15 protein-coding genes are annotated in these 13821 nt (G+C 60.3%); 10 read left to right on the top strand and 5 right to left on the bottom strand.

The window, feature by feature from the left end; all coding sequences use genetic code 11:
- Positions 1–45 precede the first annotated feature (45 nt).
- Positions 46–885, bottom strand: a complete 840-nt coding sequence (locus tag AEAC466_RS29265) for an NAD(P)/FAD-dependent oxidoreductase (RefSeq protein WP_023457340.1) — start codon at positions 883–885, stop codon at positions 46–48.
- Positions 886–1091: 206 nt separating this feature from the next.
- Between AEAC466_RS29265 and AEAC466_RS29260 the strand changes: the two genes are divergently transcribed.
- The 3 genes from AEAC466_RS29260 (at position 1092) to rarD (ending at position 3651) form a co-directional block, all read left to right on the top strand.
- A complete protein-coding gene (locus AEAC466_RS29260) occupies positions 1092–1508 on the top strand; it encodes a response regulator (RefSeq protein WP_235074195.1) in 417 nt (138 codons plus the stop codon).
- A gap of 131 nt (positions 1509–1639) precedes the next feature.
- Complete coding sequence (locus AEAC466_RS29255) at positions 1640–2668, top strand: aspartate-semialdehyde dehydrogenase (protein ID WP_023457338.1); 1029 nt, start codon at positions 1640–1642, stop codon at positions 2666–2668.
- 77 nt (positions 2669–2745) lie between these two features.
- The gene (gene rarD / locus AEAC466_RS29250) at positions 2746–3651 is read left to right on the top strand and encodes an EamA family transporter RarD (RefSeq protein WP_023457337.1); all 906 of its coding nucleotides are present in this window, start codon (positions 2746–2748) and stop codon (positions 3649–3651) included.
- A 6-nt stretch (positions 3652–3657) separates the two neighbouring features.
- On the opposite strand, the gene AEAC466_RS29245 is transcribed toward rarD, so the two are convergent.
- The gene (locus AEAC466_RS29245) at positions 3658–4782 is read right to left on the bottom strand and encodes a serine hydrolase domain-containing protein (RefSeq protein ID WP_023457336.1); all 1125 of its coding nucleotides are present in this window, start codon (positions 4780–4782) and stop codon (positions 3658–3660) included.
- A gap of 102 nt (positions 4783–4884) precedes the next feature.
- On the opposite strand from AEAC466_RS29245, the gene AEAC466_RS29240 reads away from it, so the two are divergent.
- Positions 4885–5685 (top strand): class I SAM-dependent methyltransferase, encoded by an 801-nt coding sequence (locus tag AEAC466_RS29240; protein ID WP_023457335.1) that lies wholly within the window; start codon positions 4885–4887, stop codon positions 5683–5685.
- Here AEAC466_RS29240 and cutA read toward each other — a convergent pair.
- Entirely contained in the window at positions 5682–5996 is a 315-nt protein-coding gene (cutA, locus tag AEAC466_RS29235; RefSeq protein ID WP_052025081.1) for a divalent-cation tolerance protein CutA, read from the bottom strand. The genes AEAC466_RS29240 and cutA overlap by 4 nt on opposite strands.
- 56 nt (positions 5997–6052) lie before the next feature.
- Between cutA and AEAC466_RS29230 the strand changes: the two genes are divergently transcribed.
- From AEAC466_RS29230 to AEAC466_RS29220, 3 genes are read left to right on the top strand one after another with little or no spacing between them, the layout of a single operon-like run.
- Positions 6053–7300 (top strand): putative DNA modification/repair radical SAM protein, encoded by a 1248-nt coding sequence (locus tag AEAC466_RS29230; protein ID WP_023457333.1) that lies wholly within the window; start codon positions 6053–6055, stop codon positions 7298–7300.
- Positions 7297–8121 (top strand): TIGR03915 family putative DNA repair protein, encoded by an 825-nt coding sequence (locus AEAC466_RS29225; protein WP_023457332.1) that lies wholly within the window; start codon positions 7297–7299, stop codon positions 8119–8121. Before AEAC466_RS29230 ends, AEAC466_RS29225 begins: the two co-directional genes overlap by 4 nt.
- Positions 8122–8180: 59 nt before the next feature.
- Entirely contained in the window at positions 8181–8591 is a 411-nt protein-coding gene (locus AEAC466_RS29220; RefSeq protein WP_023457331.1) for a DUF3597 domain-containing protein, read from the top strand.
- Here the strand turns inward: AEAC466_RS29220 and AEAC466_RS29215 are convergent, their stop codons facing one another.
- Together AEAC466_RS29215 and AEAC466_RS29210 are read right to left on the bottom strand one after the other, a co-directional pair.
- Positions 8592–9401, bottom strand: a complete 810-nt coding sequence (locus AEAC466_RS29215) for an undecaprenyl-diphosphate phosphatase (RefSeq protein WP_023457330.1) — start codon at positions 9399–9401, stop codon at positions 8592–8594.
- Positions 9402–9541: 140 nt separating this feature from the next.
- Complete coding sequence (locus AEAC466_RS29210) at positions 9542–10738, bottom strand: citrate/2-methylcitrate synthase (protein WP_023457329.1); 1197 nt, start codon at positions 10736–10738, stop codon at positions 9542–9544.
- Between the two features lie 183 nt (positions 10739–10921).
- Between AEAC466_RS29210 and AEAC466_RS29205 the strand changes: the two genes are divergently transcribed.
- Genes AEAC466_RS29205 through queG form a run of 3 tightly spaced genes read left to right on the top strand, consistent with a single transcriptional unit; the run spans position 10922 to position 13798 of the window.
- On the top strand, positions 10922–11893 hold the full coding sequence (locus AEAC466_RS29205; protein ID WP_023457328.1) for a cation diffusion facilitator family transporter: 972 nt from the start codon (positions 10922–10924) through the stop codon (positions 11891–11893).
- A 9-nt stretch (positions 11894–11902) separates the two neighbouring features.
- Positions 11903–12604: an FtsZ-binding protein FzlA gene (gene fzlA / locus AEAC466_RS29200; RefSeq protein WP_023457327.1), complete on the top strand. Its 702-nt coding sequence runs from the start codon at positions 11903–11905 to the stop codon at positions 12602–12604.
- A 45-nt stretch (positions 12605–12649) separates the two neighbouring features.
- Positions 12650–13798 (top strand): tRNA epoxyqueuosine(34) reductase QueG, encoded by a 1149-nt coding sequence (gene queG, locus AEAC466_RS29195; protein WP_023457326.1) that lies wholly within the window; start codon positions 12650–12652, stop codon positions 13796–13798.
- Positions 13799–13821 lie beyond the last annotated feature (23 nt).

Genomic DNA, 13821 nt, shown 5'->3' with positions numbered 1-13821 from the left:
AGACGATCCGGTTTAAAATCGCGTCAAAAAAATGCTGCGGATGCGTTAAGAACCAATCAGGCGCAGCGATATCTGTTTGGCGACCTGGATGCCATGCGCCGTGGCGGTCGTGACGCAAGGGTGCCAGAAGTCAGTGACTTCGCCGCAGGCGTAGACGCCGGGCAGGGAGGTTCGCCCCTCACGATCGACGGCCACATAGCCGTTTTCCAATTTCGAGGACAGGCCTGCCGGGATTACCGCCTCGAAACCGAACATGACGCCGAACGCATCGAACGGCCTGTCATTGACCGTCATCGCCGCCTGATCCGCCTCATAAGGTCCGACGACAACGGGCACATCCGACACAAGGGCGCGCAACCCCGCCTGCGCCCGCGGCGGCGTGCGCGAAAAAACCGTTACCTGTCCGCCGCGATCACGCACGAAGCGTGCCTGGTCGAAGGCATTGTCACCGCCGCCCAATATAGCCACCCGGCGGCCTGATACATCCAGAGCCTCCATCGGTTCGCCCGGTCCGATGGCCACGACCTGGGCCGCTTTGAAACCGGCCGCGCGCGGACGTGAGCCCGTGGCAATCACTATGAACCGTGCATCGAAAACGCCCTCTGCCGTCGCCACGCGCAGGCCGTCTACGGACAGCGCAGGGCTATTCATACGCATATCGATATCCAATGCCCGGGCATGAGCTTCCAGACTGGCGGCGACTGCCTGGCCGGTCTTGCCCTGAACGCCCGGAATCCACAAGTTTTCATAGGGACTGCGTGTCTGCAGGCCGCCCAACCGCCCGGAGGCTTCCAGCAACAGACAATCGACGCCCAGTTTTTTAAGCCATATGGCGCAGGCAACGCCCGCCGGCCCGCCGCCAATAATCACCACGTCCCTGTTCATGACCCTACTTCACACATTTCCGTGACTACCCTTTAGGCAAACCGCTCCAGGCATGGCTCATGCACATACCCATGTGCGGCCCGGCCATTTTCCCAATCCGGGACCGTATAAAAAAACAATGCGCGTTCAGATTTCACTAAGACACGGATTGTATAACATTGTTACAGGCGCGAATCAGTCAGCGTAACCGCGCCCTCAGGAGGAGTATGGCTATGAGACTTTTGTGCGTCGAAGACAATTCCACTCTGCGCAAGATGATCGATCTCATGCTGGCGACGACGGGCATAGATGTCGATTTCGCCGTGGACGGCCGCGAAGCCGTAGAAGCTTATCAGGTCAACGAATATGATGCGGTCCTGATGGACATGGAAATGCCGGTCATGTCGGGCCTTCAAGCCGCGCGTGAAATACGTCAAGTCGAAGATGGCCATCACCTCGCCTATACGCCCATCCTTTTCCTGGGGTGCGCCGAGGCCTGCGGCCTGGCGGACCAGAGCTTCGAAGCGGGCGGCGACGGCCTCCTGCCCAAGCCGTTCACCTCAGAAGCCCTGATCGGCGCGCTTGATGGCGTACTGCGCTCGGCCAATCGGTCAGGCCTGCAAAACGTCGCAGCGCTGCGCTGATTTCACGGCAGCCAATCTCCAAAGCGCGGACATTCGCGGCGAATTGTTCAATTCGCCCTTGTAATTGCGGGTAAAAAGCGTCATTTGCCCGTGGCGGATTTCGACGCCGCAGATTATCAAGGAGCAGCATTATGGGTTATCGGGTCGCCGTTGTCGGCGCCACCGGCGCCGTGGGTCGTGAAATGATGACGATCCTCGAAGAAGTGAACTTCCCCGTCTCGGACATTTACGCCGTCGCTTCGCGTAAATCGGTGGGTATTGAGGTTTCCTTCGGAACAAAAACCCTCAAATGCGTTGACCTCGAAACATTCGATTTTTCCAAGGTCGATATCGTCCTTATGAGCGCCGGCGGCGACGTCTCGAAGGCCTGGTCGGAAAAGATCGGCAAGGCCGGTCCGATCGTCATCGATAACTCCTCGGCCTGGCGCATGGACCCGGACGTGCCGCTGATCGTTCCCGAAGTGAATCCGGATGCGATCTGGGACTGCAAGAAAAAGAACATCATTGCCAACCCCAACTGTTCGACCATACAGATGCTGGTCGTGCTGAAGCCGCTGCATGACGCCGCCCAGATCAAGCGGGTGGTCGTATCGACCTATCAGTCGGTCGCCGGCGCCGGCAAGGCGGGCATGGACGAGCTGTGGGACCAGACCAAGGCCATTTACGGCATGGGCGACAAGACCCCGAAGAAATTCACCAAGCAGATTGCTTTCAACGTCATTCCGCACATCGACGTCTTCATGGACGACGGCTACACCAAGGAAGAGTGGAAGATGATCGTCGAGACGCACAAGATACTCGATCCGACGATCGATGTCGTGCCGACCGCGGTGCGTGTCCCGGTCTTCGTCGGCCATTCCGAATCGATCAATATCGAATTCCACAATCCGCTCGATGAACGCGAAGCCCGCGAGATCCTGCGCGAAGCGCCGGGCATCCAGGTTATCGACAAGCGTGAAGCCGGTGGCTACGTCACCCCTATCGAAGTCGTGGGGGAATTCGACACCTTCGTTTCGCGCATTCGCAACGACACCACCGTGCCCTACGGCATTTCGCTGTGGTGCGCGGCGGACAACCTGCGCAAGGGCGCGGCGCTCAACGCCGTACAGATTGCGCAATTGCTCGACGAACGCGGTGTGATCACTTCCGTAGACGCTTAAGAAACTTCGCACTGTAAGTTTTTATAAGCCGGCGGAACGAACAGGTTCCGCCGGTTTTTTCTTTCTGGATATTCGATATGTCGTCCCAGACGTCCAACCCCGTCACTTCGCCCATCAGCCTGGCCGTCATGTGCTACCTGATCTGGGGGTTCGTGCCGCTGTTCTACATTCCGATCCACCATTTCGGCGGCGGCGCGATCGAAATCATCGCCCACCGCTCGCTATGGGCGCTGATCTGGGCCGGCGGCCTGGTCTTTATGACCCGGCAATGGCCCGAGGTCTTCGCGGCGTTCAAATCCGCGCACTTGCGCACGATGCTCGCCGTTACCTCGCTGCTCATCGCCGGTAATTGGGGCGTCTATGTCTGGGCGGTGACCAATGGCCACACGATAGAAACCTCGCTCGGCTACTACCTTAACCCCTTGCTCAACATGGCCGCAGGCGCGGTGCTGTTCAAGGAACGGTTGGACAATTGGGGCAAGGGCGCGATTGCGCTGGCCGCTGTTGGCGTCGTTATTCAGGCGCTGGCCATCGGCCATGTACCGTGGATCGCGCTGTTCCTGGCCGCCACCTTCGGATCCTATGGCATATTGCGTAAGCAACTCGTCATACCGGCCCTGGCGGGTCTGTTTGTTGAGTGCGCCTATCTCTTCCTGCCCGCCCTGATCTATCTCATCTGGTTCGAAGGCACCGGGCAGGGCCATTTCTTTGTGCCGTCCCAGGCCTTCTGGTTCGTCCTGACCGGCCCCGTCACCGTCCTGCCGCTGGTCCTGTTCGCCTATGTCGCCCGCCGCCTGCCGTTATCGACAATGGGCTTTATCCAGTTTATCGGGCCGACCAGCACGCTCGTCATCGGTCTGTTCCAGGGCGAAACCTTCACCCTGTTGCGCGGCATATCCTTCGCGTTTATCTGGCTGGGCGCCCTCGTCTTCGCCTTCGGCGCCTGGCGGCGGCTGAAGGCGATCAAGCCGCTGGAGGCGTAGTCGAGCTTACAGGCAGGCGTAGAGAGCGTCGATCAGCCCGACCGGGCGAGGGTCACCGATCAGGTAAGCCGATTGCTTGTTCATGACGTAGCCAATGCTGAGCTTGCGCTCGGGGTCTGCCAGCGTGCATGACCCGCCCCAGCCGCTGTGGCCCACGGCGCGTTCGTTCTGGCCGTAGATACGGATTCCGGTGTTGCGCAGGAATCCCGCCGCCCAGGACAGCTTGAACGGCAAGACCCGGTCCTGCCCATAGACGCGTTCGCGCGTCGCCTGGCCCAGGGTATTGACCGACAGAAGCTTCTCGCCCTTCAGTTGCCCGCCGTTGGCGATGATCTGCATGAAATCCGCGAGCGCCAATGCAGTGGCGTGGGCATTGGCGGATGGAATTTCCATGCGCCGCCAATCGGCCGAGCCCTTGCCTGCCGGCGCGGAGCCCTTGTCGAGGAATGCCGCCTGTTTGATGGGATCGAGCGTCCCCAGGTCAGGCGCGCTGGTCGGCTTTTGCATGACCGAGATGCGCGACGCATAGGCGTCCGGCGTGCCGATCATAAGATCGAGGCCGAAACGTTCGGCTATGTCTTCGCGCAAGGCCGTCCCCATGGTCCGGCCATCGACGCGGCGATGCAACTCATTCAGCAGGTAGCCACCGGCGATAGGGTGATAACCGGACCCCTCGCCCGGCGTCCACAGGGGTGTCTGGTCGCACAGCGCTTTCAGCGTGGCCTCGACGTCGAACCAGATGCTGGGGTCCTGGGGCGGAGAGAAACCGGGCAAGCCGCCCTGATGGGAAATCAGTTGCCCGACCGTGATGTTCGACTTGCCGTTCTGGCCGAATTCCGGCCAGTAATGCGCCACGGCGGTCTCGTAATCGAGCTTGCCCGTGTCCACCAAGCGCGCAATCAGCGTCGCCATGACCGCCTTGCCGGTTGAAAAGATCGGCGTCAGGGTCTGATCGCTGAACGGCACCGCACCTTCGCGGTCGGCATTGCCGCCCCATATATCCAAAACCGTCTGCCCGGCGATCACCGCGGTGAACCGCGCGCCGCGTTCGAGCCCGTTGGCGAAATTGGCGGCGAAGGCATCCTTGACGGCGGCGAACTGGGGCGGGCAGATGCCCGAAATCTCTGTCATGAACAACCTCACTGATCTCTGCTCGTGTGTATCGTCCTGACGGCGTTGTGACAAGACACAGCCCGCCAGTCTTGCTAAGGCTTCGCAAAACAGGAGGACCCCATGATTGCCCGCCGTACCCTGATCGCCGCCTTTGCCGCCGTAAGCCTATGCACAAGCCTGCCCGCCGTCGCCGACGACGCGGCCCTGACAACCGCCATAAACGGCGCCTGGCGCAGCGATGTCAACAAGGCGCGCGACGCCTACCGCCATCCGGCCCAGGCGCTGGCCTTCTGGGGGCTCAAGCCCGGCATGACCATTGTCGAGGTCGACCCCGGCGCCAAGGGATGGTGGACTGAAATCCTGGCGCCCTATGCCAAGGCGACCGGTGGGCACTATATCGCGGCTTTGCGGAACCCGAAGGATGAGACCTTCTGGAAGGAAGTGGCGGATACCGCCATCTACGGCACCGTATCGGCCAAGACGCTGACACCGCAAGGCAGCGATCTGCCGGCCAATTCAGCCGATTTCCTACTGGTGGCACGCGCCTTCCACAACTGGGCGCGTCAGGGCGAAACCACCGATACCTACCTGAAAATCTTCTACACCACCCTGAAACCGGGCGGCATATTGGCGGTCGAGCAGCATCGCGCGCCGGAGGGTGCGGACCCGAAGGCGGGAACCGGCTACGTGCCGGAATCCTATGTCATTCAGGCGGCGGAAAAGGCGGGCTTTGTGTTCGACGGCCGATCGGAAATCAACGCCAATCCAAAGGATACGCGCGATCATCCCTTCGGTGTCTGGACCCTGCCGCCGGTCCGCCAGAGCAAGGATAACACTCGCACCTTGACGGACGCCGAGCGCCAGACATACGACGCCATCGGTGAATCGGACCGCATGACGCTGAAATTCCACAAGCCCTAGTCGAGAGCCTCGCGCAGCCATGCGGCATAGCTGTCGCTGGCCCAGACCACCGGCGTCGCGATGATTTCCGGCACGTCATAGCTGTGGTGCTGCTTGACGAGGGCTTCCAGCATCGGCAGACGGTCGGTCAGGGTCTTGGCTGTCAGCATGATTTCATCCGCGCGGTCGATCTCGCCTTTCCAGCGATAGACCGAGCGGATTTCGTGACTTTGCACGCACGCAGCCAGACGGGCGGTGACCAGTAATCCGGTCAGGCTTTGCGCCTCCGCTTCGTTGGCGCAGGCGATGGACACAATCACGATATCGTTCATGGCGACCACCATACATGGATTGACGCGTTCGCAAACAGAACATATCATGAACAATTATGAAAAAGAGTTTGAAAGCGCGTCTGGCCATTCTGTCCGATGCGGCCAAGTACGACGCGTCATGCGCCTCGTCCGGGACCACCCGACGCGATTCGTCGGGGTCGGGTGGCCAGGAATCGGGAGGATTGGGATCTACCGAAGGGTCGGGCATCTGCCACGCCTATGCGCCGGACGGCCGCTGCATTTCGCTGCTCAAGATTCTGATGACCAATTTCTGCATCTATGATTGCGCCTACTGCATCAACCGCTCATCGAGCAATGTCGAGCGCGCGCGCTTTTCGCCGGAGGAGGTCATCTGGCTGACACTCGAATTTTACCGCCGCAACTATATCGAGGGCCTGTTTCTGTCGTCCGGCATTATCCGCAATTCGGATTACACCATGGAGCAGATGGTGCGCATCGCGCGCGATTTGCGCGTAACGCATAATTTCCGCGGCTATATTCACCTCAAGACGATTCCCGACGCCTCGGCGAAGCTGATCGAGGAAGCCGGACTTTTCGCCGACCGCCTGTCGATCAACATCGAACTGCCGACGGATGCCGGGGTCGAAAAATTCGCCCCGCAAAAGCACCCGCGCAATATTCGCCGCTCAATGGGCGAGTTGAAAACGAAAATAGATGAAGCCGGCGAACCGACGCTGCGGACCCGCCGCCGCAAGACCTTTGCGCCGGCCGGGCAGTCGACCCAGATGATTATCGGCGCCGATGAGGCGTCAGACGCCACCATATTGGGGACCAGCGCCGGTCTTTATGACGCGTATCGACTGCGCCGCGTCTATTATTCGGCCTTTTCCCCCATTCCCGACGCCAGCAAGGCCTTGCCGCTGATTAAGCCGCCGCTGGTGCGCGAACATCGCCTGTATCAGGCTGATTGGCTCTACCGCTTCTATGGTTTCGGCATCGAAGAAATCACCGCCGGACGCCCCGACGGTATGCTCGACCTCACCATCGATCCGAAACTGGCCTGGGCGCTGGAAAATCGTGGACGGTTTCCGGTCGATATCAATACCGCCGACAAGGAGATGCTCCTGCGCGTGCCCGGCTTCGGTACAAAGACGGTCAAGGCCATCCTGTCGGCACGACAGTTCAAACGGTTGGCCATGGGTGATCTGATGCGTCTGAAGGTGTCGGTGAAAAAAGTCCAGGCCTTCGTTACCGCCAGTGGCTGGTCGCCGCTTAAGCTGATCGACCGCAGCGATTTGCGCAGTCTGTTCGTGCCGGAACCCCAGCAATTGGTTTTGCTGTGAGGATTGTTCTGCGGGCGCGTGGCGATTTCGAGGAATGGCGAACCGCGGCGCGGGCTCTACTGAGCCAGGGCACGGTGCCGCGCGACATCGAATGGGTTAGCGAGGATGCGGCCGGCAGCGATCTGTTTTCGGCGCCCGCATCGCCGCCCATCGGTGGGGCCGCACCGGTATCAGTGCCCAAGGCGTTCCTGCCTTTGGCCGAAAGTCTGATCTGTCATAGCGATCCGTCGCGCTTCGACCTGGCTTACCGTCTGCTGTGGCGATTGCAGACCGAACATGCCTTGCTACACATCCGATCCGATCCAGATGTGGCCCGCGCACACGCGTTCGACCGGTCCGTCCATCGCGATAGCCACAAGATGCACGCCTTCGTCCGGTTCAAGGAAGTCCCCGCCAGCGGCCAACGCCGCGCCTTTGTATCGTGGTTCGAACCCGACCATTTCATCGTCGCCCGCAATGCCGGCTTTTTTCGCCGCCGCTTTGCCGACATGGACTGGCTGATCGCGACGCCCAAAGGCGCGATATCTTGGGACGGCACAGACGTGCGGTTTTGTGATGCACCTGCTGACAAGCCCGACATCCAGGATGACGCCGACGACCTGTGGCGCACCTATTTTGCCAATATTTTCAATCCGGCCCGCCTCAAGGTAAAGATGATGCAGACGGAAATGCCGAAGAAGTACTGGAAAAACCTGCCGGAGGCCGACCTGATCCCGGACCTGATCGCCGGAGCCGAACACAGGGGCCGCGACATGGCCGCCCGCCAGGCCAGCGACACCGTGCCTAAATTTCATGAACGGCTGCACGGGCGCAAACCGTAATCGCATCTTTATATCCGCCGGGCGTAGCCTATATAGGTAATATCATAAGGAGCCACGTCATGGGCCTGTTCACCACGATCCGCGATTTCATTTTTCACAAGCAATTGCAATCGCCGGGCACCCCGACCATGGCCGCGCCGGTGCCACCGGTCCACACCTCCGCCATCGCTCCGGCCACCACCATGGCGACGCCGGCTATACTGGAAACAGAGCTGGTTGATGTCGCGCCCATTCTGGACACGGCGGCGGAGCAGGCTGGCGAGGCGCTCAACTGGCGCCACTCCATTGTTGACCTGATGAAGCTGGTCGGGCTCGATTCCAGCCTGGAACACCGCCGTCAGTTGGCCGATGAACTCGGTTATATCGGCGACAAGGGCGATACGGCCCATATGAACATCTGGCTGCATAAGGCGGTTATGCGCAAACTGGAAGAAGGCGGCGGGCGCGTGCCGGACGATCTGAAGGGCTGATCAGCCAGCGTGGGCAAAGCCGAACCACCAGACCAGACCGCCGACACCCACCAGAATGCGCCACAGGGCGAACAACCCATAGCCACGCTTTTGCACGAAGCCAATAAAAGGCTTGATGACCAGCAGGGCCGACAGGAAGGCGACGACGAAGCCGATGGCGATAAGGCCGTATTGATCGGCGGTCAGCAGCTTGTGGCTGTCGGCGAATTCGACGGCAAAGGCGCCAAGCATGGTCGGGATAGCCAGAAAGAATGAAAATTCAGCCCCGGCCTTCTTATCCACCTTGCACACCATGGCGCCGATCAGGGTTGAGCCCGAACGCGACATGCCGGGGATGATGGCCATGCACTGGAACAGCCCGATCAGCAGCGACGTCTTGACATCCAGTGCCGATGAATCGTGATAGACGGGCTTCGGTGCAAATTTATCGACCGCCCACAAGGCAATGCCGCCAACGATCAGGGCACTGCAGATCAATGGCACGTTCTCGAAAAAATCGCTCAGAAGGCCGGATTTTTTCACCACTACGCCGATAACAACCGCCGGAAAAAAGGCAACCAGTACGCTGATGGCAAAGCGGCGGGAGTCTGCGCTGGTTGGAATGGAAATCACCGCCTTGAAGAGACGCTGGAAATAGAGCACGACGACCGCCAAGATGGCGCCCAGCTGAATCATGACGGCGAAATTGCCGCCCGGATCGCTAAAGGCCATCAGCTTTTCGGCGATCAGCAGATGCGCGGTCGAGGAAACGGGAAGGAACTCCGTCAGTCCTTCGATCAGACCGAGAAGCGCAGCCAACAGATAATGCATGAAAAAACCCTCTAAGATGCAACAGTCTTAGAGGGAAATTTCAGCAAAGGAAATCGTCATTCGCGCAATTTTCGAAGGTAATTTTTGCGTGTGCGAACGCTTTGGGTTGATTTCCGCGCGCACCTATTGCCAACAGATGATCACCCCGCCGAATGGGGGTGGATACCGATGTAACGCAGGCGCGCCTTAGGCGATCCGCCGGTCTGCATCTGCTCGATGGCATGGGCCAGCCATCCGGCGCTTCGGCCCAGGCCGTACAATGTCATCGGCGCTTCGCGTGGCAGGTCGAGATGGCGACCGATCAAGGCAAGCGCCAATGACATGCCGACACTTTGTCCGGTCAAGTCTTCACCAACCTTGAGGATTGTCTTCAGGTCCTCGCCCATATGCGGCGCGGCATCAATCAGGGCGCGAGCGCGCAAAGACTCCGACGGCGACGGGTCCTTTTCAAATCCCGGTAGTTCAAGGCCCTTGTCGAGCAGCGATTTGGCAAGGGTCACCGGATTGCCGGTGCGGCGCGCCTGGGTGACATAGGATTCGGCGCGCGAAATACGTCCGCCAAGGCGCGGTCCAGTCAAGGTGGCAAATCCCGCCATCGCGGCGATAGCCAGAGGGCCCATGGTCGCGGCGGAGACACGTACCGCCAGCGTGGCCTCGTCTAGACTGGTGTCCGCCGACAGGACGAGCGCACGACGCAACAGGTCTACATCCTTGCTGTCATAGACCTTCCATGCCCGCGCCAGGCGCTGGTGGAAGAACAGACGCGGTCCGCCATTGGTGACCGAATCGAACATTTCGTTGACCAGGCTGGCTGCTTCCAGGGCGAGATCGCGCCGAGGATCGACATCCGACAAGGCGTCTTCTTCCAGGCGACGACTGAGCATGGACAGCACGCGGGTGCGCGGTCCGCCGGGAAAGTTGACATCGGGACGCGGTTTTAGCGGCCCAAACGGGTTATTGCTTTCTGACCGCCACAACAAAGCGGCCACGGCTTCATAATTCTCCGTCGCCGCCAAATCGACGAGGTCTCGACCGCGAATATAGTGATGACCGTCGATCGTGATGGCGATCTCGGTATCGATAGCGGCTTCACCGCGGGTGATTGTGCCGCCCGACAGGGTCTGCATCGGCAACGGTGTCGTCGATGTGCGGGCGATACGTCCCGGCGCCCGCCGCGACAAACGTTCAACGTCGTCCAGCGCATACAGGCTCATACGCGGGTGGCTCGGATCGCTTTTGGCCGCGATTCGCTGGCGGCTGACATAGGCATAGAGGGTTTGCGGCTTGACCTCGAGACGCGCCAAGGCTTCGCTGCGGCTGATCCAAACGCGTGACATGCTCGTGTCCCTGTGCAATTAACGAAACGAAAGCCGACAGAATTATCAAGATTGATTATTTCCGACGCTACATGGTTCGCCGCCGAGCTCCAACCCACTTTTACATTTTGTTAACACCTTTTTACTGACCTGCGTCATGAGCCACACACTTGCACGCCACAGGCGAAGTGCTAAGACAGATAGATGAGCCCATCCGCACCGCCGCCGCCCGCCTCTACGCCCTCTTCGGGCAATCTGGTATTGCTGGCGTCGAGTCTATCGGTCGTCGTCGCCTGTGTCATGGTGGTGATGAAGGGGATCACCCTCTATTTTTCCGGGTCGCAATCCATCCTGGCGTCGCTGGCCGATTCGGGCCTCGACCTTCTGGCCTCTCTGATCACCTTCGCCGCCGTGCGTTACGCCAAGGCACCGCCGGACAAGGAGCACCCCTTCGGTCACGGCAAGGCGGAAGCCTTCAGCGCCCTGGTCCAGGCCGGACTGGTCTTTGCCTCGGCAGCGCTGATCATGCAGTCATGCGTCGAGCATCTGAAAAATCCACAGCCGGTTACGCAATCCAGCCTGGCCATCGGGGTGCTGATCGTTTCCATCATTCTGACCATCGGCCTGGTATTGTTTCAGAACTTGGCCCTGAAAAGCAGCCAATCGGTCGCTATATCCGCCGACCGCATGCACTATGTCACCGATCTGGTCAGCAATTCGATCGCCCTGATCGGCGTGGTCGCGGCGGCCATGGGCTTTGTGCAGATGGATGCCATCGCCGGCTTCGCCATGGCCGCCTGGTTCGTCTGGGGCGCCCTCAAGGTCCTGCGTGAAGCCGCCGATCACCTGATGGACCGCGGGCTTGAAGACGGAGACGTTGCCCGCATCACCGACCTGATAAAGCAAGACCCGCAAGTGCTGGGTGTCCATCAATTGCGCACGCGCCTGATGGGGCCCTATATTCTGATCCAGGCCCACGTAGAAATGTCGCCGACCCTGTCGCTTGATGCCGCGCACAAGATCATCATCGGTGCCGAAAAGCGCCTGCTGGATGTCTTTCCCAACGCCGATATTCTGATCCATGCCGACCCCCAGGGGCTGGCAGAACCGCATGGCGGCGTTTTCGGTGAAGAACCCCCAACAGGTTTTGACTTAAACGCGCCGAATAAGGCATAAGTCACCGCAATGACAGCCTATACCCGCCAGCTCTACCATTTCGCCTTCGACCCGCATTCCCGGACGATTCGCCTGGCCTTGGGCGAAAAAAAGCTCAGCTTCGAAGAGATCCCGGTCCGCTACTGGGAACCGGACGACACCATCCTCAGGTTAAACCCGTCGGGACTCCTGCCCATTCTCGTCGAGATGCCCGAGCAGGAGTCCGGCGGCCAGACCCATCGCATCTGCGAGGACCGCGCCATCATGGAGCACCTCGAAGAGGCCTACCCGGACATCCGTTTGTGGCCGGCCAATGTCAACGAACGCGCCGAAGCCCGCCGCCTGGTCGGCTGGTTCGAGCGCAAGTTCGACTATGAGGTCAATGCGCTACTGCTTCACGAAAAAATGGAAAAGCGCCTGATGGGCGGCGGCGTCCCCGACATTCCCGCCATGCGGGCCGGGCGCGAAGCGCTCAAGGATCACCTGCGGTATTTCGAAAGCCTGCTCGGCGCACGCAACTGGCTGGCGGGGCACGCGCTCAGCTATGCCGACTTTGCCGCCGCCGGCCAATTATCGATCCTCGACTATTTCGATGAGATCAACTGGGCCCGCTACCCGCACCTCAAGACCTGGTACATGGTGATGAAATCACGCCCGTGCTTCCGGCCACTCCTGGCCGACAAGCTGCCGGGCGTGGCGGCATCGACCCATTACAAAGAACTCGATTTCTAGGCGCTTTTCGTCCAGAACCGTACGGCACATTTGGGGAAAGCGCCCATGGGCCAGCATCAGCCCATTACCGACCTTGCCACCGCTATCCGCACCGAGGCCAAAGCGCTCGGGTTCAGCGCCGCGCGTTTTGCCGCGCTGCCGGAGGCATGGGCGGCGTCCGACCGGCTGAAAACCTTTATTGAAGCTGGGTTTCACGGTGACATGAGCTGGATGGAAGAGACGCTGGAACGCCGCCAACATCCGCGCAATATGTGGGCGGGCGCACGGTCCGCCCTGGTGCTCGGCTATAATTACGGCCCCGACAGCGATCCGCTGGCCCTGCTCGACCAGACCGAAATGGCCAATATCAGCGTCTATGCCCGCGGCGACGACTATCACGACCTGATAAAGAAGAAGCTCAAGCAACTGGCGACGTGGATCGTGTCTCAGACGGGCTGCGAACTGAAGGTCTTCGTCGATACGGCGCCTCTGATGGAGAAGCCGCTGGCGGCCTTGGCCGGCCTTGGCTGGCAAGGTAAGCACACCAATCTGGTGTCGCGTGAGTTCGGTTCATGGCTGTTTCTCGGCGTTATCCTGTTGGACCGCGTGCTGGAAGACGACACGCCCGAACGCGATCATTGTGGATCGTGCACCGCCTGCCTCGATGCGTGTCCCACCAATGCCTTTACGGGACCGTACCAGTTGGACGCGCGCAGATGCCTGTCCTACCTGACCATCGAGACGCGCGGGCACTGGCCTGAACCGTTCCGCCGCGCCATGGGCAACCGTATCTATGGCTGCGACGACTGCCTGGCCGCCTGCCCATGGAACAAGTTCGCCGAGGCCACGCACGAGGCCAAATTGCAGGCTCGCGACGGGTTCGACGGGTTGAAACTGACCGACCTGGCCCGGCTGGACGACGCCAAATTTCGCGCCCTGTTTTCCAAGTCGCCAATCAAGCGCATTGGACGCGCCTCATTTCTGCGCAATGTGAACTACGCACTGGGCAACCATTTCCGCCACACCGGGGACCAGGAGGCGGCAACAGCTTTGCGGGCGGGCCTGAGCGATGACAGCGCGGTTGTGCGCGGAGCGGCGGTATGGGGATTGAAGCAGGGCTTGAGCGCGGACGCCTTCATGGTGCTTCAGGCCCAATATGCCCACGATGAGGCGGATGACAGCGTGCGTAACGAATGGAACGGCCTGTATGACTGACGGTTTTGGCGCCCCCACCCGCA

The sequence above is a fragment of the Asticcacaulis sp. AC466 genome, from assembly GCF_000495815.1.
In the GTDB taxonomy this organism is placed as follows: Bacteria; Pseudomonadota; Alphaproteobacteria; order Caulobacterales; family Caulobacteraceae; genus Asticcacaulis.
The sequence above is the reverse complement of the archived record's forward strand: the minus strand, read 5'-3'. Positions and strand labels throughout refer to the sequence as shown.